This window comes from Streptomyces sp. AC627_RSS907 (assembly GCF_019049165.1).
Genome location: NZ_JAGMUE010000051.1, coordinates 137146 through 154363, shown reverse-complemented (window position 1 = coordinate 154363; position 17218 = coordinate 137146). Strand labels below are relative to the sequence as shown.

The 17218-nt window shown below is 76.0% G+C and carries 15 protein-coding genes and 1 pseudogene; 12 read left to right on the top strand and 4 right to left on the bottom strand.

Annotated elements, in window-relative coordinates; translation table 11 throughout:
- The 4 genes and pseudogenes from KUM32_RS14505 to KUM32_RS14490 form a co-directional block, all read left to right on the top strand.
- Positions 1–715, top strand: a pseudogene (locus tag KUM32_RS14505) (hypothetical protein); the annotation flags it as partial.
- Positions 712–3639, top strand: a complete 2928-nt coding sequence (locus tag KUM32_RS14500; RefSeq protein WP_217142270.1) for a hypothetical protein — start codon at positions 712–714, stop codon at positions 3637–3639. The pseudogene KUM32_RS14505 and the gene KUM32_RS14500, both read left to right, overlap by 4 nt.
- Positions 3636–5741 (top strand): hypothetical protein, encoded by a 2106-nt coding sequence (locus KUM32_RS14495; protein WP_217142269.1) that lies wholly within the window; start codon positions 3636–3638, stop codon positions 5739–5741. Before KUM32_RS14500 ends, KUM32_RS14495 begins: the two co-directional genes overlap by 4 nt.
- The gene (locus KUM32_RS14490) at positions 5738–8410 is read left to right on the top strand and encodes a hypothetical protein (protein ID WP_217142268.1); all 2673 of its coding nucleotides are present in this window, start codon (positions 5738–5740) and stop codon (positions 8408–8410) included. The genes KUM32_RS14495 and KUM32_RS14490 overlap by 4 nt, the downstream gene beginning before the upstream one ends.
- Positions 8411–8532: 122 nt before the next feature.
- On the opposite strand, the gene KUM32_RS14485 is transcribed toward KUM32_RS14490, so the two are convergent.
- Genes KUM32_RS14485 through KUM32_RS14475 form a run of 3 tightly spaced genes read right to left on the bottom strand, consistent with a single transcriptional unit; the run spans position 8533 to position 11709 of the window.
- Positions 8533–9024 (bottom strand): cupin domain-containing protein, encoded by a 492-nt coding sequence (locus KUM32_RS14485; protein ID WP_217142267.1) that lies wholly within the window; start codon positions 9022–9024, stop codon positions 8533–8535.
- A complete protein-coding gene (locus KUM32_RS14480; RefSeq protein ID WP_217142266.1) occupies positions 9021–9644 on the bottom strand; it encodes a GNAT family N-acetyltransferase in 624 nt (207 codons plus the stop codon). The genes KUM32_RS14485 and KUM32_RS14480 overlap by 4 nt, the downstream gene beginning before the upstream one ends.
- The gene (locus KUM32_RS14475) at positions 9637–11709 is read right to left on the bottom strand and encodes a penicillin acylase family protein (protein ID WP_217142265.1); all 2073 of its coding nucleotides are present in this window, start codon (positions 11707–11709) and stop codon (positions 9637–9639) included. The genes KUM32_RS14480 and KUM32_RS14475 overlap by 8 nt, the downstream gene beginning before the upstream one ends.
- An 82-nt stretch (positions 11710–11791) precedes the next feature.
- On the opposite strand from KUM32_RS14475, the gene KUM32_RS14470 reads away from it, so the two are divergent.
- The 7 genes from KUM32_RS14470 (at position 11792) to KUM32_RS14445 (ending at position 15953) form a co-directional block, all read left to right on the top strand.
- Entirely contained in the window at positions 11792–12514 is a 723-nt protein-coding gene (locus KUM32_RS14470; RefSeq protein WP_217142264.1) for a siderophore-interacting protein, read from the top strand.
- Between the two features lie 24 nt (positions 12515–12538).
- On the top strand, positions 12539–13120 hold the full coding sequence (locus KUM32_RS14465; RefSeq protein ID WP_217142263.1) for an HhH-GPD-type base excision DNA repair protein: 582 nt from the start codon (positions 12539–12541) through the stop codon (positions 13118–13120).
- A gap of 296 nt (positions 13121–13416) precedes the next feature.
- On the top strand, positions 13417–14106 hold the full coding sequence (locus KUM32_RS14460) for an HdeD family acid-resistance protein (RefSeq protein WP_217142262.1): 690 nt from the start codon (positions 13417–13419) through the stop codon (positions 14104–14106).
- Positions 14107–14203: 97 nt separating this feature from the next.
- A complete protein-coding gene (locus KUM32_RS14455) occupies positions 14204–14569 on the top strand; it encodes a hypothetical protein (RefSeq protein WP_217142261.1) in 366 nt (121 codons plus the stop codon).
- An 83-nt stretch (positions 14570–14652) separates the two neighbouring features.
- Positions 14653–14787: a hypothetical protein gene (locus tag KUM32_RS44710; protein ID WP_302185143.1), complete on the top strand. Its 135-nt coding sequence runs from the start codon at positions 14653–14655 to the stop codon at positions 14785–14787.
- A gap of 127 nt (positions 14788–14914) precedes the next feature.
- A complete protein-coding gene (locus KUM32_RS14450) occupies positions 14915–15211 on the top strand; it encodes a type II toxin-antitoxin system VapB family antitoxin (RefSeq protein ID WP_003955420.1) in 297 nt (98 codons plus the stop codon).
- A 124-nt stretch (positions 15212–15335) separates the two neighbouring features.
- On the top strand, positions 15336–15953 hold the full coding sequence (locus tag KUM32_RS14445; protein WP_217142276.1) for a LytR C-terminal domain-containing protein: 618 nt from the start codon (positions 15336–15338) through the stop codon (positions 15951–15953).
- 40 nt (positions 15954–15993) lie between these two features.
- On the opposite strand, the gene upp is transcribed toward KUM32_RS14445, so the two are convergent.
- Entirely contained in the window at positions 15994–16629 is a 636-nt protein-coding gene (gene upp / locus KUM32_RS14440; RefSeq protein ID WP_217142260.1) for a uracil phosphoribosyltransferase, read from the bottom strand.
- A 106-nt stretch (positions 16630–16735) separates the two neighbouring features.
- Here upp and KUM32_RS14435 point away from each other — a divergent pair, with 106 nt between their 5' ends.
- On the top strand, positions 16736–16966 hold the full coding sequence (locus KUM32_RS14435; RefSeq protein ID WP_217142280.1) for a hypothetical protein: 231 nt from the start codon (positions 16736–16738) through the stop codon (positions 16964–16966).
- Positions 16967–17218 lie beyond the last annotated feature (252 nt).

Here is a 17218-nt window from a genome sequence, read left to right as displayed (position 1 = left end):
CCGCACCACGGCCGACGACCACGGCACCGGGGCCCGCCGCACCGCTGACCCGTACGACGAGCCCTACGGCACCGGACGCGGCGAGTACCCGCGCCGCGCACCCGCCGACGACCACGGCACGAGCCCCCGCCGGACACCCGACGACGACTACGGCACGAGCCCCCGCCGCACCACGGCCGACGACCACGGCACCGGGGCCCGCCGCACCGCTGACCCGTACGACGAGCCCTACGGCACCGCGCGCGGCGAGTACCCGCGCCGCGCACCCGCCGACGACCACGGCACGAGCACCCGCCGGACACCCGACGACGACTACGGCACGAGCCCCCGCCGCACCACGGCCGACGACCACGGCACCGGAGCCCGCCGCAGCCCGGCCGACGACCCGGACGAGCCCTACGGCACCGGTCGTGGTGACCGGTACGGCGAACCGTCGCGGCGTGAGCCGTACGGCGGCAGCCGTCGGGGGGAGCGGTTCGGGGAGGACGCTGAGGCGGAGGAGGCCGGGGACGCGGACGGCTGGGGCACGCGTCGGGCCGGTGCCAACGGTTCCCGGGCGGACGACCGCCACCCCTTCGGCACGGACCGCGACGACCGTGACCGGGCCGCCGCCGGAGACGGCGCCGGGCGCCCCCGGACGCCGTGGGACGAGCCGGAGGACACCGCCGCCCGCGACCGTGACCGCCGCACCCCGTGGGACGGTGACGCGCAGTGAGCACGCCCGAGGAGTTCGGCGCCGTCATCCACCTCGACCTGCGCTCCGGCGCGGCCGAACTCGGCACTCCGCAGGCCCTGCGCGCCAGGGTCGCCCGCCAGTTGGGCCAGGCCGGCCTGCCGGAACCCGACGACCCCCTGTTCCTGGTCGTCGACACCCCGGCCGGACTCACCGACCACCAGCCGCAGTACGAACTGCTCACCAGCTACCGGGCGGTGGGCGAGGTCAGGATCCTGGTCCTCCTGGTGGGCAGCGCACCGGGGTCGTACGCGGGTGAGGGCGAGGCGTTCCAGCCCGATCGCCGGCTGGTGCGGCCCGCGGTGCTGCGGGCCTCGGGCTGCGCCCTGCTGTGGGCGGGCGACCTGCGTTCCGCCCGCACGGCGCTGGAGCGGCCCACGCCCGACGACCCGGACGCCCTCGCGGTCCTGGTGGACGTGCTGTCGGTGCCGGACGTCTACCTGACGGTCCTCGACCGCCTGGAGGAGCTGCCCGACGCCGTCGCCGCTCCCGGGGTCCGGCTGCTGGAGCAGGACCTGCCGCCGGAGGTCCGCGACCGGGCCTGGCGGGACGCGCTCGCCCGGTTCGCCGGCGAGGACGCCGAGCTCGCCCCGGACGTGCTGGCGACCGCCTCGTCGGGAGCCGACCTGCCGGAGCCCCTGCGGAGCCTGGTGACCGGCCGGGGCGCCCGGGACCAGCGGCACCGCGACCCCGGCGGGGTGGCGGACGACGCGTACCGCGCGTGCGCGGACTCCCTCGACCGGGCCGAGGACGCGCTGGCCGGGCTGGGCGCCCTGCCGGGACTGCTGCGGCCCTCCCGCCGGGCGGCGTTCGAGGCGGACGTGGACCAGGCGCGGCACGACCTCGACTCCTACCGGGAGCTCGTGGGTGCCGCGCTGCGCGGGGGCGGTGCGACGGCGTCCGCCGCCGAGTCCGCGGCCCGGCTCGCGGCCCTCGGGCTGCGGGTGCCCTCGGCGGAGGGCACGGGCGAGCGGATCGGCGAAGGGCTGAAGGAGTTCGCCGGGAAGCTGCTGGGCCAGGGCCTGACCCTGCGGTCGGTGGCCCAGCGCTTCACCGGCCTGGCCGGCCGGGTGGAGCCGGTACCGGGGACGGCCCTGCTGCCGAAGCTCGCCGCGTGCTCGGCCCGTGACCTGACGGGTGCCGGCGGCGCCCGGGACGGCCGGCCGGGCCCGCCCCCCGGCCCGGCGGTCGCCGGCCCGGCCGCGGCGGCCGTGGCGGGCCTGCTCGGCGCGCTGTGGCAGGGGCCCCTCCTCGCCCTGGCGCTCGCCGTCCCGCTGCTGTTCGTCGGCATGGCGGTGCTCGGCACGGCCCGGCTGCGGGACACCGGACGTCCGGGCCGCTGGGCCGTGGCCCCCCGGGTGGCGGCCCTCACCGGCGCCGCGGCCGGCGCCGCCCTGGCGTACGCGACCGGTCCCGCACCCTGGGTGAGCACCGTGGGCCTGCTGGTGGGCCTCGGCGTCGCGGCCGAGACGGCACGCCGGCTCTGGCGCGCGGCGGCCGGCGCCTGGGCCCCGGGCCACGCCACCGCCGCGCTCCGCCGCGCCCTGGAGGAACTCGACGCGCTGCTCGCCGAGGCGGTCCGGGAGCACTGGGCCGTGGAGGAGCGCCTGTACTGCGCGGACGCCGCCCGCTCCGTCGCCGGCATGCTGCGGGCCACGGCCGCCGCCGCGGAGGCCGAGGCGGAGCCCGAGCCGGAGCGGCCCGCGGCCGGCGGCGGGGAGGACGCCGGGACGCTCGCCGAGGACGACTGGCTCTCCAGCGCCTCGGTCCTGGAGACGGACCCCTTCACCGGGGACGACGACGCCGACTGGGCGAGCCCGTACACCCGGCGCGACGAACAGTCCCCGTGGGACGAGCCCGCCGGGGAGAGGCCGGCCGGCGCTCCGTGGGAGGACCGCGCCGCGAGCGCCCCGCGCTGGCTGGACCGGGAGAACGGCGAGGGAGGCCCCGAGCTGGTCGCCACGCTGGCCGCCGACCTGACGGACGCCGCTCTGGTGGCGATGGGGCCCTACTGGGGCGCCGTGGAGCGCGGGCAGGCCGGCGCCCTCGCCGTCCGCCGCACCGAGGAGAGGGTGCGGGAACTGCTGGCGGACGCCCGCCGGCACCTGCGGCACAACGGCGTACTGGCACCGCCCCCGTTCGCCGCCGCCCGCCGGGTCCGCGCCACCTCGGCGAGCCTGCTGGGCACCGACCCGCGGGGCCTCGCCGAACTCGTCGGCGCGGAGGCCGACCGGCAGGCCGTGGTGCAGTTGTCCTCGCCCGAGCAGGGCACGCTGCTCAGTCGCGACCCGGCCGCCGCGGTGTGGATCAGGTTCGCGCCGCGGGCCGTACAGGACGAGATCGAGAAGGCCTGGCAGGCGAGCGGCTCGACGCCACCGGCCGCGGTGCTGTGGACGTCGTCCGGACGGTACGCCGGCCTGCTGCGGCTCACCCCGCTGCGGATGGGCGTGGTGGACACCGTCCGCCCCCGCCAGAGCTCCGGGCCGGGCGGGACGGACGCCTACGGCCGGCCGGACACGTACGGCGCGCGGAACCCGTACGACCGGCCCGCCTCGTACGGCGAGGGGGACACCTACGACCGGGCCGGCAGCCCGTACGGCGAGTCGGACTCGTACGACCGGACCGGCCCGTACGAGGAGACGGCCCCCTACGGACGGGCCGCCTCCTACGGCGAGACGGGCACCTACTACCGAAACGGCCCGTACGACGACCCGGACACCTACGGGCGCGCGGACGGCCACCACCCGGCGTACGACCGCACGGACGCCCACGACCGCACGGACACGTACGACCGCACGGACACGTACGACCGGACGGACACGTACGACCGTGCCGCTCCGTACGACCCATACGACCCGGCCGAGCCGGCCGACCCGTACGAACGAGGGGACGGCGATCTCCGGTGACCAGCACCACGCACCGGCACACGACGGGGCCCGGCGGCCCGCGGGCGGCCACGCTCGCGTTCACCACGCCCTCGGGGCGGCGCCGTGTCGCCCCGGTGCGCCTGGGGCGCGAGTCGCGTCGTGATCCCCTGCTGCCCCAACTGATCCGCAACGGCCTGCTCGACGACGAGGGTCAGCAGTGCGTGCAGGTGCGCCTGACCACCGCCGACGCCTCGAACCCGGGGGCGCGGGAGCTGCTGGACACGGAGGCGGGCACCGCCCTGTCCCTGTACCGGGCGCTCGACGGCACCGAGTACGCGGGGCTCTTCCCGCGGATCATCGGCTACGACCTGGACGCGTCGGAGCCGTTCCTGCTGTACGCGGCGCCGCGCGGCACCGCCGCCGCACGGACCCATGTGATGTCGGCGACCGACCAACGGGGTTTCACCCGGGACCTGCTGCTGGCCCTGTACGTGCTGGAACGCCAGGGCCTGGTGCCGTGCGGCGTCTCGCCCGCCACCGTGCTGTGGGACGGCGCCGCCGCCCAGCTCTGGGGACTGGAGGGGGTGGCCCGTGCCGGGCGGCCGAGGCGGCCCTGGGGCCGGTCGCCCTACTGCTCGCCCGAACAGCGCCGGGGCGAGGGGCTCACCGACCCCCGGGACGCGGTGTGGAGCGCGGCCCAGGTGCTCTACCAGCTCGTGACCGGCCGGCCCGGCCACGCCGACCGGGCACCCGCCGACCTCGACGAGCACCGGCTGCTCGCCCGGACGCTGCGCGACGCGTTCGCCCCGCGCGCCGCCGACCGGCCCACACCCGCCGAACTGCTCGACCTCCTGGCGCCGGGCGCCGCCCGCCGGGTCGCGCTCGCCACCCCCGCCGCCGAGCCGGACACCCACCAGGAGGACGGCTTCGAGCAGGCACTGCGGCTCAAGCGCCGGACGCCCGCCGCCGCCCCGGAGGCCGAGCCGGGAGCGCCGGCCGGGGGCGGTGACGGCGGGGTGCTCTGCCCGTACTGCCTGGAGACCATCCGGCTCGACCTCACGGCGCTGTACGTCACCGACAGCCGGATGCAGTACCAGCCCCTGGACCCCGCAGGCATCGGCAACCCCCTGCGCCGGCAGGACGTCATGCGCGGTGCCGTCCAGAAGTGCGCGGCCGATCCGGACTTCCCGGAGCACTTCATCCCGGTGCCGTACCTCACCTACGGGCGACCGCTGACCGTCGCGATGGTCGGCCAGTCCTCCACCGGCAAGAGCCACCTGCTGACCCAGATGATCGCGGCGATCACCGACGGCGGTCTGGAGCCGTTCGGTCTCAAGTGGCAGTCCGTCAACCCGGAGCAGCACGCCCGTTTCGTACGGGAGCGGGTGCAGCCGTTGCGCAACGGCAAGGTCCTGGACCACACCGCGGGCGTCGGCCTGGACGGCTTCGCCCGCTTCGTGGAGTCCCTGCTGATCACCGACGTCCACGGGCGGGTGCGCCCGGTCGCCTTCTTCGACCTCGGCGGGGAGGACCTGGTGCGGACCGACGCGGCGCTGCGGTTCCTGCTCGGGATCGACGCCCTGGTCTTCGTCGTCGACCCGGCGCTGGCGCTCCCGCTGCCGCACCTGGACCACGCGCGGGAGCGTCTGGGGGTGGAGGTGAACCGGGACGGCGACCTCGCCTTCGGCACCGTCCTGGACCGGTTGCCGAAGAGCGGCCCGTACCTGGACGTGGCGGCCGCGATGGTGCTGGGCAAGGCGGACCTGCTCAGGTTCCAGCCGCCCGTCGACCGGTGGCTGGACCGGCCGCCCGCCACCTCCCTGGACACCGGCCTGATGCGGGAGGAGAGCCGGGACGTCCACCGGCTGCTGCACCGCTACGCCGGTCCGGCGTGGCTGCGCCCCTTCGACGCGATCCGCCGCTGCACCCTGCACGTCGCCTCCGCCACCGGCGGTCAGGAGGACCACGGCCGCTATCCGGCGGGAGCCGGCCCCCGGCGGGTGCTGGAGCCGTTGCTGTCGCTGTTCGCGATGCACGGGCTCATCGACGTACCGGGCGGCGCCGAGGCGGTCGCCCTGGGGGAGACGCCCGCGTTCGAGGCGGTGCCGGTGGAGGACGCCCGAGGAGGGGAGCGGAAATGAGCGACGTGCGGAGCGGAAGCGCGGGCCGCGGGGAAGGGGCCGCCGCGCGCGGGCCGGGCGGGGGCACGGACTCGGTGCACCAGGTCGTCTTCCGGTGGGACGGCAACCACGGCCGCCAGGGCACCGGCATGAACGCCGTCGCCCGTTCCTGCACGGCCGAGCGCGCCGAGGAAGTGGGCCGGGAGCTGGGCCCGCTGCTGTGGGTGTCCGGCGCCGCCGCCTCGCGGCCGAGCACCGTGCGCGTCGTGTCCCGCGACGGGGGCGTCATGCTGGTGTACCGCTGGCCCACCACCGACCGGGGCGGTCGGCCCAGCACGGTCAGCCACGTCCTGGTCGGCGACCCGCGGACTCTGAAGACGCGTCAGTGCCTCGCTCTCGCGTACGGCGGCTGGGGGCGGCAGGAGGTCGCCGAGACGGTGACCGGTCCGCAGCGCACGGTCGACTGCGCGCAGCTCGACCGGCTGGCGCTCCGGCGGCTGCCGGAGATGCTGGAGCGGCTGCCGTCGGTCAGGGACACTCTGGCCGTGGTCACCGCGGAGTGGCTGCGCGACCCCGCCCAGCGGGTGTCGTTGCTGACGGAGCCCGGGGACCGGCGGTCCGGCCACCCGGACCAGGACGAGGCACCGCTGGTGTACCTGGGGCTGTTCCTGATCTTCGGGACCTGGCTGCGGCAGGAGTGGACGTTCGCGACGTACGACACGGTGGACACCCATCCACTGCGGCTGATGTGCGTCCCGCGCTGGGAGGAGGGCACCGGCGGGTCAGGCCCGCTGGCCCGGGTGACCGGCCGTCCCGTGTCCGACCCCCGTTTCGAGCACTGGGCGGCGGACCGGCTGGTGGACCACCTCCTCGCGCATCGGGAGGCACGGGCCGGGGTGCCGCAGCTGGTCGACGAGTTCGCCGACGGGGCGACGTGGGACCGGACGCGGCGGCGCGAACGGCTCCGGGAGATCCTCGACCCGGACCGCCACGGCACGGGCACGGGCCGGCACGCCCCTGCCCGACACGTGCCGGACCGTAACGGCCCGGGCCGGGACGGCACTCCCCTGACCGACACGGACCGGGCCGGGGCGGCATGGGACGCCCCCGACCGCCATGGCACGGACCTGACCGGCACGGGCCGGGGCGGCTTCGGGCGGCCCGGACCGGACGACACTGGCTGGACCGGCACGGGCACCCCAGGCCGGACCGGGACGGAGGGCCCAGGCCGGTCCGGGGCGGACCGGCACGGTGGGGACCGGGCCGGAACGACACGGTTCGGCACGGGCCGACACGAACCCGACCGGACCGGAGCGGGCCGGAACGGCGCAGAGCGACACAACCCTGACCGGACCGGAACAGGCCGGACCGGAACGGAACAGACCCGAACGGACCGAAACGGTACCGACCAGGCCGGCACAGCATGGACGGGCACGAACCAGAGCGACCCGAACCGGCACGGCACCGACCAGACCGGACAGGACCGGACCGGACAGGACCGGACCGGCGTCGACCGGACCGGCACGGCATGGACGGGCACGGACCTGGACGACCCTGACCGGCACGACCCGAACCGGCACGGCACCGACCAGACCGGCGGGCGGCACCCGGTTCCGATCGCCGGTCGGCCGGCTCCGTCCGCGAGTCGGCCGGACGTCGCGGCACCCGGGCAGGGACCGGCCACGCCTGCGAGCCCGGTCGTCCCTGAGCCGTCCCCGAGCCCGGAACCGTCTCCCGGACCTTCCCGCGGACCGGCCCCGGAACCGGACCTGGGCAGAGACCCGGCGACGCTCACCCCCGACCCGTACTCCGGCCCTCCGTACTCCGGCCCTCCGTACTCCGGCCCTCCGTACTCCGGCCCGCACGCGGCCCCGCCCCCGTCGGAGTACGCGCCCTCCTCCCCGGAAGCGCCGGCCCGCGCGTCACGCCCCGGCCCGGGGACCGCCCCGCAGCACGATCACGAGCGTGAGCTGCACGCACTGCGCCAGGACCTGCGGGACACCCAGCGCGGCGACTCCATGCGGCGCGAGGTGGTGAGGACGCAGCTGCGCGCACTGCCCGACGAGTCGCTGGTGCGGGAGCTGCGCTCCGATGACCTGCCGCCGGACTCCGTCGACCTCCTGCTCGACGAGCTGGGCGACCCCCGCCGCGTCGAAACACGCCAGGAGGCCACCAGGCACGCGCTGTGCGAGCACGTGCTCCGCAGGAACCTGTACTTCTCACCGCCCGGACAGCCCGGGGGCCCCGTGTCGAGGACGGCCATGGCCGACCGCTCGGCCGACCTCTTCACCTGGGCCGTCGCCCCCCTGGCCCGCGACCCGCGCTATCTGACCGACCTCCGCGAGCTGCTGCACCGCATGCTCCGGGACACCAGCGTCCCCGCGGGCAACTGGCTGCACAAGGCCGTCGTCGCGCCCCCCGACGGCCAGGCCCCCGACCTGCCGCCCGAACTGTGGCAGCAGCTCGTGCGCGACGCGCTGCAACGCGGCACGAGCCTCTCCGCCGCTCTCCCGGCGTCGGCCGCGGCAGGGCCGACGCCGACCCCGCATGCCCCCTCCGCACCGGCGCCGGAGCGGCCCGACCTCACGGCGAGGCTCAGCGAGCAGCTGAACAAGCCCGGTTGCCTGATGGGGATCGTCGTCGGGGTGATCGTCGTTCTCATCGCCCTCGGCGTGCTCCTCGTCACCTGACCGTGCCCTCACCGTCCAGGCGCCGGGGAGAGGATCGGCCGGCCCCCGACGGGGCCGAAGACCCCGGCGCACGGCGATGGCGACCGGCTGCACGGCCACCGGCCGCGGGCCGGAGCGCGGGCTCACGGGCGGCACAGTTCCGCGATCCGCGCCGCCCGGTCCGGGTAGCGCGCCGTGAGGCCGGCCGCGTCGCCGTGCTCGTAGTCCGCGTAGGTGAATCCGGGTGCCATCGTGCAGCCGAAGAACGACCACGCGCCGCCCGTCGCCACCCGGCCGCCCATCCAGGTCCCGGCGGGGACGGTGAACTGCACGTGCTGCCCGCCCAGGACGTCCGGCCCCAGTACGGCCGTGCGGGAGCCGCCGCCCGGGGCGAGCAGCAGCAACTCCAGCGGATCGCCGAGGTAGAAGTGCCAGACCTCGTCGACGGGCAGGCGGTGCAGCGCGGAGAAATCACCCGGGCGGGCGGTCAGCAGGGCCACGATGGCCGAGCCCGCCGGGCGCCCGTCCGGTCCCTCGGGGCCGGCCCAGGTGCGCCGGAACAGGCCGCCCTCGCGGGGGATGGGCTCCAGCCCGTAGTGGGTGATCAGGCCCTCGGCGGTCAGCGGGGACGTCATCCGGCAAACGCTACCTCCCTGCGGAGGAAGGCGAGTTGCGCCTTCTTCTCCGGCAGGAACACGTCCGGCAGGTCGACCTCGGGCAGGACGACCGCGGGGCCGGCGGTGAAGCCCTGCTTGAGGAAGCGGGCGATCGCCTTGTCGTTGCGCACGTCCGGGTCGACCACGATCCGCGTCCGGTCCAGGCCCAGCAGGACGTACGCCAGGAGCGCCGCCGACAGCGCGGCGGTCCAGCCGGGCCGCGCGGCGCCCGGGTCGGCGGGGGCGAGCAGCAGGTGGACGCCGATGTCGCCGGGCTCGACGGCGTAGCACTCGCCCACCCGGTCGGCCCCGGGTTCGTAGGTCTGGAGCAGGGCGACCGGCACGCCGTCCTTCACCACGAGGTGGGCGTGGTGGGTGTCGAGCGTGTCCATGTGGGCGTAGATCCCGGCGACCTGATCCCGTGTGAGTCCGTTCATGCCCCAGAACGCGGCCCGTTCCTCGCTCACCCAGCGGTGGATCACGTCGGCGTCCGCGGCTGCGTCGAGGGGCAGGACGCGGACGGTGCCGAAGCCGTCGAGGTCCTGCTCGTGGACGGCGGTGCGGGAAGCGTACGGGGTGGTGGTGTGCGGGTCAGGCATCGCTTTCCTTCGTGAGCCGGTCGAAGTCGGTGACCACCGGGGCGAGTTCGCCCGCGAGCCACAGGGGCCGCTGGTCGCGGTGGTGGGGCGTGCCGGGGACGCCGCAGGCGCCGAGGGGCACCACCCAGCGGCTGTCCTGCCGGTCGGCCAGGTCCCAGACGTACCTGGCGGCGGGGCCGCGTGCGGCGCGGTCGGTGAGGCCGGGCACGGCGGAGGTGCACAGCACGCAGTCGTGGTCGCCGGACAGGCCGGGTTCCTCCGCCGGGGAGGCGCCCGGCAGCGCCCGCCAGGGGGCGAGGCGGTGCGTGTCTCCCCAGGTACCGGCGGGCGGCGCCGCGGCGACCTCCTCCAGCGCCGCGCGGACGATCCCGGCGCGGTCGATGCCGTACAGGTCCTCGGCGCGCAGCAGGTGTTCGAGGGCGTGGCCGATCCGCGGCACGAGCGCGAGCCAGGGCAGGAACACCTCGGGGTACGCGGGCGGGACGGCCGCCGCCGCGAACGCCGGGTGCGCCGCCAGCCGCCGTACGACCGCCGTGCGCACGGCCGCGTAGGCCGCCGCGTCCGTGCTGTCGGCGTCCATCCGCCGGTCCCAGGCGAGGAGGCGGTCGCGAAGGGCGCCGGCTGCGCGGCCCAGGCCGTCGAGGGAGGCCAGGTGGTCCAGCAGGGGGCCGGCCGAGCCGAGGTGGGTGTCCGTGTGGATGGCGGGCATGTCGGCGGCCGACCAGCGCTCCCGGCCGGCGAGGAGGGCGGCGATGCGGTCGGCGCGGTGCGGCGGGGCGAACTCGACGCCGAGCGGGGTGGCGGGGCCCCGCTGGTTGGCCATCACGGCGACGCCGTCGGTGAGACCGGCGCGGGGCGGGGTGTGCCAGCCCTCCCACTCGTGGCCGGGCTCCCAGGCGGGCACCGGGCGCAGGCGGCCCGCGGCGGAGCGCACCGGCACGCGCCCCGCGACCCGGTGCAGCAGCCCGCCCTCGGTGTCGGCGGCCTGCACGACGTTGACCGGCTCGGCCCACGCGTCCAGGGCGCGGTCCACGTCGGCGACCCGCCGGGCGCGCAGCAGCGGCAGCAGGGCGCTGAACCCGAGGTCGGAGGTGACGCGCGGCGGATGGCGCAGGCTGAGGGCGGCCGGGGTGCCGTCGTCGAGGCCCTCCGGCCCGCCGATGACCACCGGGCCCCGGTCGGTCTCGATGACCTCGACCTCGACGGTCTCCTCCCCCGCGACCCGGATCAGCTCGGTGTGCCGGGCGGCGCGGTGCCAGGTGCCGTCCGGGCCGAGCGCCTCGACGCCGGCGCCGGTGCGGCGCAGCCGCTCGTGGTACAGGTCCTGGTAGTCGGCCATGGCGTTGGTGATGGCCCAGGCGACGGTGCCGGTGTGGCCGAAGTGGGCGATGCCGGGGACGCCGGGCACGGCGAGGCCGACCACGTCGAACTCCGGGCAGGAGAGGTGGATCTGCTGGTAGACGCCGGGGTCCTCGATGAAGCGGTGCGGGTCACCCGCGATGACGGCGTGCCCGGTCACGGTCCGCTCGCCGCTGACCAGCCAGCCGTTGCTGCCGGCGGTGCCGGGGCCGTCGGTGGCGAACAGGGCGACGGCGTCCGGGCCGAGGTGGGCGGTGATGTGCTCGCGCCAGAGTTTGGCGGGGAAACCCGCGAAGAGGATGTGCGTGGCGAGCCAGACGCCGAGCGGGGTCCAGGGTTCCCAGCGGCCGGGGGCGAGGCCGGTGCGCCCGAACTCGGGGGCGGGCGCGTCCTCGGCCAGTCCGTCGTTCACGCCGTCGGCGTACGCCCGTACCCAGGCGGCCGTCTCCGGGTCCTTCTCCTCCAGCGCGGTGAAGCAGCGGCGCGCGGTGTCCGCGAGCCGGGCCCGCCGGGCGAGGCGGTCCCAGGGCAGGGCCTCGGGGCCGAGGAAGGACGCGGAGGTGCCCTGCGCGCGGTGCCGCTCGACCTCCAGCTGCCAGGCGCGGTCACGGGCGGTCACCCGGGCCTGGGCGCGGGCGAGTTCGTGCACGTCGTCCGCGCGCAGGTGGGGGATTCCCCAGGCGTCCCGGTATGTCTCGGCGCTCACCCCTGTGCCCCTACTTTCCTTTAGGTTAGGCTCACCTAAGTTAAACGTGGTGGCCGAATAGTACGCGAAGGGTGAAGAAACGATGGGGCAGGGGCGGGGCTGGGAGGGCGCGGTCCTCAGACTGATGCGCGCGAAGGACTTCGAGTTCACCGTGACGGACGCCGAGGACGTCACGGTGGACTACCGGCGGCTGCGCCTGACCGACGGCGGCATGCTGGCGGCGACCGGCGTCCACCCCACGATGTGGGTGCGGCTCTGGTTCGACAACGGGGGCAGGCCGCACCAGCGGGCGTACACACTGGTCGACCCGGACCCGGCGACCGGCACCTTCGGCCTGGAGTTCGCCCTGCACGAGGGCTGCGCGAGCGACTGGGCCCGGGCGGCGAAGCCGGGCGACACCATCGAGGCGACGGTCCAGGGCACGGGTTTCGAGGCCCCGGTACCCGCCCCCGGCCGGGTCTTCGCCGTGGCCGACCCGGCGTCGCTGCCCGCGCTCAACTCCCTCCTCGACGCGCTGGACACGGTCCCGGCGACGATCTGGTTCGAGGGCGACACCGGTGGCCTGCCCCTGCGCACGGACCCCGCCCGCCACGAGATCCGGCCGGTCCCGCGCCGCGACGCGGGAGCCCATCTGGTGGAGCGGGTGAAGGAGTCCCTGCCCGAGCTGCTGCGCTCGACACCCGAGCCGTACGTCTGGATCGCCTGCGACACCGCGACGACCCGGGCGCTGGCCGCGTACACCCGCAAGGAGCTGGGGGTGCCCAAGCAGCGGGTGAACGCGCTGGGGTACTGGCGCGCGACCTGAGCCCGCACGCGCGATCATCGGGGCATGGACGTCACCCTTCACCTCGCCCAGGACCCCGAGGCCGACGAACTCCTCGGCCGCAGTCCCCTCGCCGCGCTGGTCGGCATGCTGCTGGACCAGCAGGTACCCATGGAGTGGGCGTTCAAGGGCCCGTCGACCATCGCCCGGCGCATGGGCGCGGAGGACCTGGACGCGCACGACATCGCCGCGTACGACCCCGAGGCGTTCGCCGCGCTGCTGTCCGGCAAGCCGGCCGTGCACCGCTACCCCGGCTCGATGGCGGGGCGCATCCAGCAGCTGTGCCGGTACCTGGTGGAGAGGTACGACGGTGACGCCGAGGCGGTCTGGCGAGGCGCCGGCACCGGCAAGGAGCTGCTGAAGCGGCTCCAGGAACTGCCGGGCTTCGGCAAGCAGAAGGCCCAGATCTTCCTCGCCCTGCTCGGCAAGCAACTCGGCGTCCAGCCGGAGGGCTGGCGTGAGGCCGCCGGCGCGTACGGCGAACCCGGGTCCTTCCGCTCCGTCGCCGACATCACCGGACCCGAGTCCCTGACCAAGGTCCGGGCCCACAAGCAGCAGATGAAGGCGGCGAAGGCCTCCGGCGGTTGAGCGGGGGTGCCCGCGGCGGCCTGCGCGGGTTCGGCGGGGGGTGCGCGTGGCGCGGTGGGTGGTCCTGTGGGCCGGGGCCGTCAGCCCGGTGGACCGTCCCGGGTGGCGGGCCCGACGGAGCCGCCCCAGATGAAGGCGGCGAAAGCCTCCGGCGGTAGAGCGGGGGGTGCCCGCGGCGGCCTGCGCGGGTTCGGCGGGGTGCGCGTGGCGCGGTGGGTGGTCCTGTGGGCCGGGGCCGTCAGCCCGGTGGACCATCCCGGGTGGCGGGCCCGACGGAGCCGCCCCCAGCATGGAGCATGACCGAGCCACCGAGCGGCTCCCCTCAAGGACAGCCGTACGACGACCGCGGAGTCCACGCCCGGCACGGGACGCACACGCACCCGCACCCCCCGGCCGCCGACCGGCACGAGCCCGAACCGCCCTTCGAGGGGCCACTGCACCTGCTGTCCCGCGCCGCGTGGCAGACCGTGCTGGCCACCGGCGTCGCCTCGCTGATCCTGGGCGTCCTGGTCCTGGTCTGGCCGGGCGCCTCCCTGCTCGCCGCCGGCGTGCTCTTCGGCCTCTACCTCCTCGTCAGCGGCGTCCTCCAGCTCGCCTCCGCCTTCGGCACGCACCGGACGACCTCCCTGCGGGTCCTCGCCTTCGTCAGCGGTGCCGTGTCGATCCTGCTGGGCCTGTTCTGCTTCCGCGGCCCGTTGCAGTCGGTGCTGCTGCTCGCGCTGTGGATCGGCATCGGCTGGCTGTTCCGCGGCGTCACGGAGATCGTGGCCGCCGCGCACGACCCGGCGATGCCCGCGCGCGGGTGGCACATCTTCCTCGGCGTCGTCACCCTCGTCGCCGGCATCGTGCTGATCGACTCCCCGGTCGAGTCGGCCGCCGTCCTCATGCTGGTCGGCGGCTGGTGGCTCGTCGTCGTCGGCGTCGTCGAGATCGTCACGGCCGTGCGCTTGCGCGGGCGTGCCCGTCAGGTCCCGCACACGCTGTGAACCGCGCCCGTCCCCGCCGAGCCGTCGCTACGCCGGGCGAGCGGTTCTCGCCCCCGGTGCGCCGGCCCGCGCACGCCCGGCGGGGACACGTCCTGACATGAGCCCCGCCATGCCCGCCGTCGCCGTCCGCGCCCCGCGCGCCGGTCGGCGCGGCGCGTGGCTGCGGGCCCTGGTCCTGCTGCTCGCCCTGCTCGTGCCCTGCACGCACGTGACGGCCCAGGCCGTGCCGGTCGCGGCGGCGGCGAGCGGGGGAGCCGGTGGCGCGGGCGGCGCGACCGGGGAGTACGACCACCTCGACACCGTCGTGCGCCCGTCGGCCCGTGCCACCCGGCACGCCCCCGCGGCCCCGCCGGCCCCGCCGTGCCCGACGGCCGCCCGCCCCGCCCACGACGCCCACGCCCTCACGCCCTCCGTCGCGGCCGGGCCTCCGCCCTCTCCGCGCTCCGTGGTCCTGCGCTGCTGACCGGCCCCGGACCGGCCGCCCCCGCCGGTCCGCCGCGCACACGTGGCACCACAGGAACACGGAACACGGAACGAGGCACCGCCATGCTCAACGACCCCTACGCCGTCCTGCGCGCCCTCCTGCGCGCCGAGGCCGCCCGCCGCACCCCCAAGCCCGACACCCGGCCGCAGGCTCCGCGCGAGGGGCAGTCGCCCGCGCGGGACGGGAAGCGTGACTGACGGGAGGCCCGTACGGCGGGGCGGTCCGCCACCGGCTCCCCGTTTGCCCCCGTTTACGGCATCTTCCCGGCGCCGCACTCCGGCGCCATGGCTGCGCCCGCGACGTCCGGGCCGGTAGGCTTTCCGTGTGATCTTCAAGCGCATCGGAAACGGCCGGCCGTACCCCGACCACGGCCGGGAAAGCACCCGGCAGTGGGCGGACGTCGCGCCGCGCCCGGTCCGCCTCGATCAGCTCGTGACGACCAAGGGCCAGCTCGACCTGGAAACGCTCCTCGCCGAGGACTCCACGTTCTACGGCGACCTCTTCGCGCACGTCGTGAAGTGGCAGGGCGACCTGTATCTGGAGGACGGCCTGCACCGCGCGGTGCGCGCGGCGCTGCAGCAGCGCCAGGTGCTGCACGCCCGGGTCCTCGAGCTGGGCTGACGCGGCCCGGTTGGCCCGTTCGGGTGGGATTGCACCGGCCCACGGAACGCCGACTGATCATTTAATAGGCATCGCCATCCGGGCGCACTACGCTGCGCCCATGAGCATGCTGACTCCCCCTGGCATGGGCGGCCAGTACAAGATCACGGGGGACAGGTACCCGCGGATGCGGCCGGCCCGGCGGCGCGGCCGGCTCGCGTTCGCCGCCGTCGCCTGTGCCACCGTCCTCGGGGTGGTCGGCTGGGGCACGCTCCAGCTCATCGACGTCTTCACCGGCGACGACAAGGCCTCCGCGGCCGGGGCCGGGGACCGCTGCCGGCCCACCGGCACCGCGGCGAGCGCCGCGCCCGCCGCCGTGGCCGTGCCCGAGCCGGCGCAGGTCACCGTCAACGTGCTCAACGCCACGACCCAGGGCGGCCTCGCCCAGAAGACCGCCGACGAGCTGAAGAAGCGCGGCTTCCGCATCGGCGACGTGGGCAACGCGCCCGAAAAGTTCGACAAGAAGGTCGGCGGCACGGGCGTCCTGCTCGGCCCGGCCGCGTCCCTGAAGACCTCGCTGCCCGTCCTCGGCACCCAGCTCCCCGCCGCCGAGCGCCGCACCGACGCGGCCCGCGAGGGCGCCGCCGTCGACCTGATCATCGGCGACGGCTTCAAGGGACTGGCGCGGCCCGCGGCCGCCGACGCGGCGCTGGCCGAGCTGACCGCGCCGCGTCCGGCCTCCACCGGCCGGCAGACCTGCTGAGCGGCAGCGGTACGAAGGCTCCCGGTCGCCCGGGAGCGTGCTACTCGGCCGCCCCGTACATCCGGTCGCCCGCGTCGCCGAGGCCCGGCACGATGTAGCCCTGCTCGTTGAGACGCTCGTCGACCGAGGCCGTCACGACCGTCACCGGAGTCCCGGCCAGCTCACGCTCCATGAGTTCGACGCCCTCGGGGGCGGCGAGCAGCACGACGGCCGTCACGTCGTCGGCACCGCGCTTGATCAGCTCCTGGATGGACGCCACCAGGGTGCCGCCGGTGGCCAACATCGGGTCCAGGACGTAGACCTGGCGCCCGGACAGGTCCTCGGGCATGCGGGTCGCGTACGTGGAGGCCTGCAGCGTCTCCTCGTTGCGGATCATGCCGAGGAAGCCCACCTCGGCGGTCGGCAGCAGCCGGACCATGCCGTCGAGCATGCCGAGACCGGCCCGCAGGATCGGCACCACCAGCGGGCGCGGGTGGGAGAGCTTGACGCCGGTGGTCCGGGAGACCGGCGTGTGGATGTCGACCTGTTCGGTGCGCACGTCGCGCGTGGCCTCGTAGGCGAGCAGGGTGACCAGCTCGTCGGCGAGGCGGCGGAAGGTCGCGGAGTCCGTGCGCCGGTCGCGCAGGGTGGTGAGCTTGTGGGCGACCAGGGGGTGGTCGACGACGTGGAGACGCATGTCCACCACAGTAACCGGGCGCCAAGGCCAACGCTTCACCCGCTCACGGGCGTCAAACCGCCCGGCCGGGGGAAGGTGGGAGGGACCGACGCGGGGTGGTGAGACTGTGCCTGACCGGGACTTCCACGAGGCGCCGTCCGCCGGCGAGCAGCCGGGGACGGTGCGCGGGGCGAAGCGGAGTACGGAGCCGGAGGGGGAGGCCGAACGCCGTCGGCGGCGGGCCCAGTTCCTGCGCGACCTGGCGGAGGCCCGGGAGCTGCGGGACCGCGTCCAGCCGCGCCGCGCCAAGGCCGCCCGGCTGCGCCACGCGATGCGCATGCGCACCTTCCGCTGGTAGGCCCGCCCCTGGTCCGATGTGGTCCGTCCCTGGCCCGACCGGGGGTGATCGCGCGCCGCGCCGACGCCGTGGGGCGCGGGCGTGCGCGGGCGCCACGGGAATCCGCGTACGATCCGCGAGTGGCCGCAACAAGTGCGCTGTCGGGTGGCTGTCCGGGTACGTACTCCCGGACGCGATCGAAACAGCCGGACACAGGGCGCCGAAGACGTCCCCTGGGTGACTTGTTTCTGCCACGATTCCGAGTGGGTGGGG

What these genes read in the sequence shown, in the direction of transcription:
- upp (WP_217142260.1), bottom strand. Translation starts at nt 16,629, where the DNA reads ATGCGTCTCCACGTCGTCGACCACCCCCTGGTCGCCCACAAGCTCACC.
- KUM32_RS14490 (WP_217142268.1), top strand. Translation starts at nt 5,738, where the DNA reads ATGAGCGACGTGCGGAGCGGAAGCGCGGGCCGCGGGGAAGGGGCCGCC.
- KUM32_RS14480 (WP_217142266.1), bottom strand. Translation starts at nt 9,644, where the DNA reads ATGCCTGACCCGCACACCACCACCCCGTACGCTTCCCGCACCGCCGTC.
- KUM32_RS14455 (WP_217142261.1), top strand. Translation starts at nt 14,204, where the DNA reads ATGAGCCCCGCCATGCCCGCCGTCGCCGTCCGCGCCCCGCGCGCCGGT.
- KUM32_RS14465 (WP_217142263.1), top strand. Translation starts at nt 12,539, where the DNA reads ATGGACGTCACCCTTCACCTCGCCCAGGACCCCGAGGCCGACGAACTC.
- KUM32_RS14460 (WP_217142262.1), top strand. Translation starts at nt 13,417, where the DNA reads ATGACCGAGCCACCGAGCGGCTCCCCTCAAGGACAGCCGTACGACGAC.
- KUM32_RS44710 (WP_302185143.1), top strand. Translation starts at nt 14,653, where the DNA reads ATGCTCAACGACCCCTACGCCGTCCTGCGCGCCCTCCTGCGCGCCGAG.
- KUM32_RS14485 (WP_217142267.1), bottom strand. Translation starts at nt 9,024, where the DNA reads ATGACGTCCCCGCTGACCGCCGAGGGCCTGATCACCCACTACGGGCTG.
- KUM32_RS14445 (WP_217142276.1), top strand. Translation starts at nt 15,336, where the DNA reads ATGGGCGGCCAGTACAAGATCACGGGGGACAGGTACCCGCGGATGCGG.
- KUM32_RS14470 (WP_217142264.1), top strand. Translation starts at nt 11,792, where the DNA reads ATGGGGCAGGGGCGGGGCTGGGAGGGCGCGGTCCTCAGACTGATGCGC.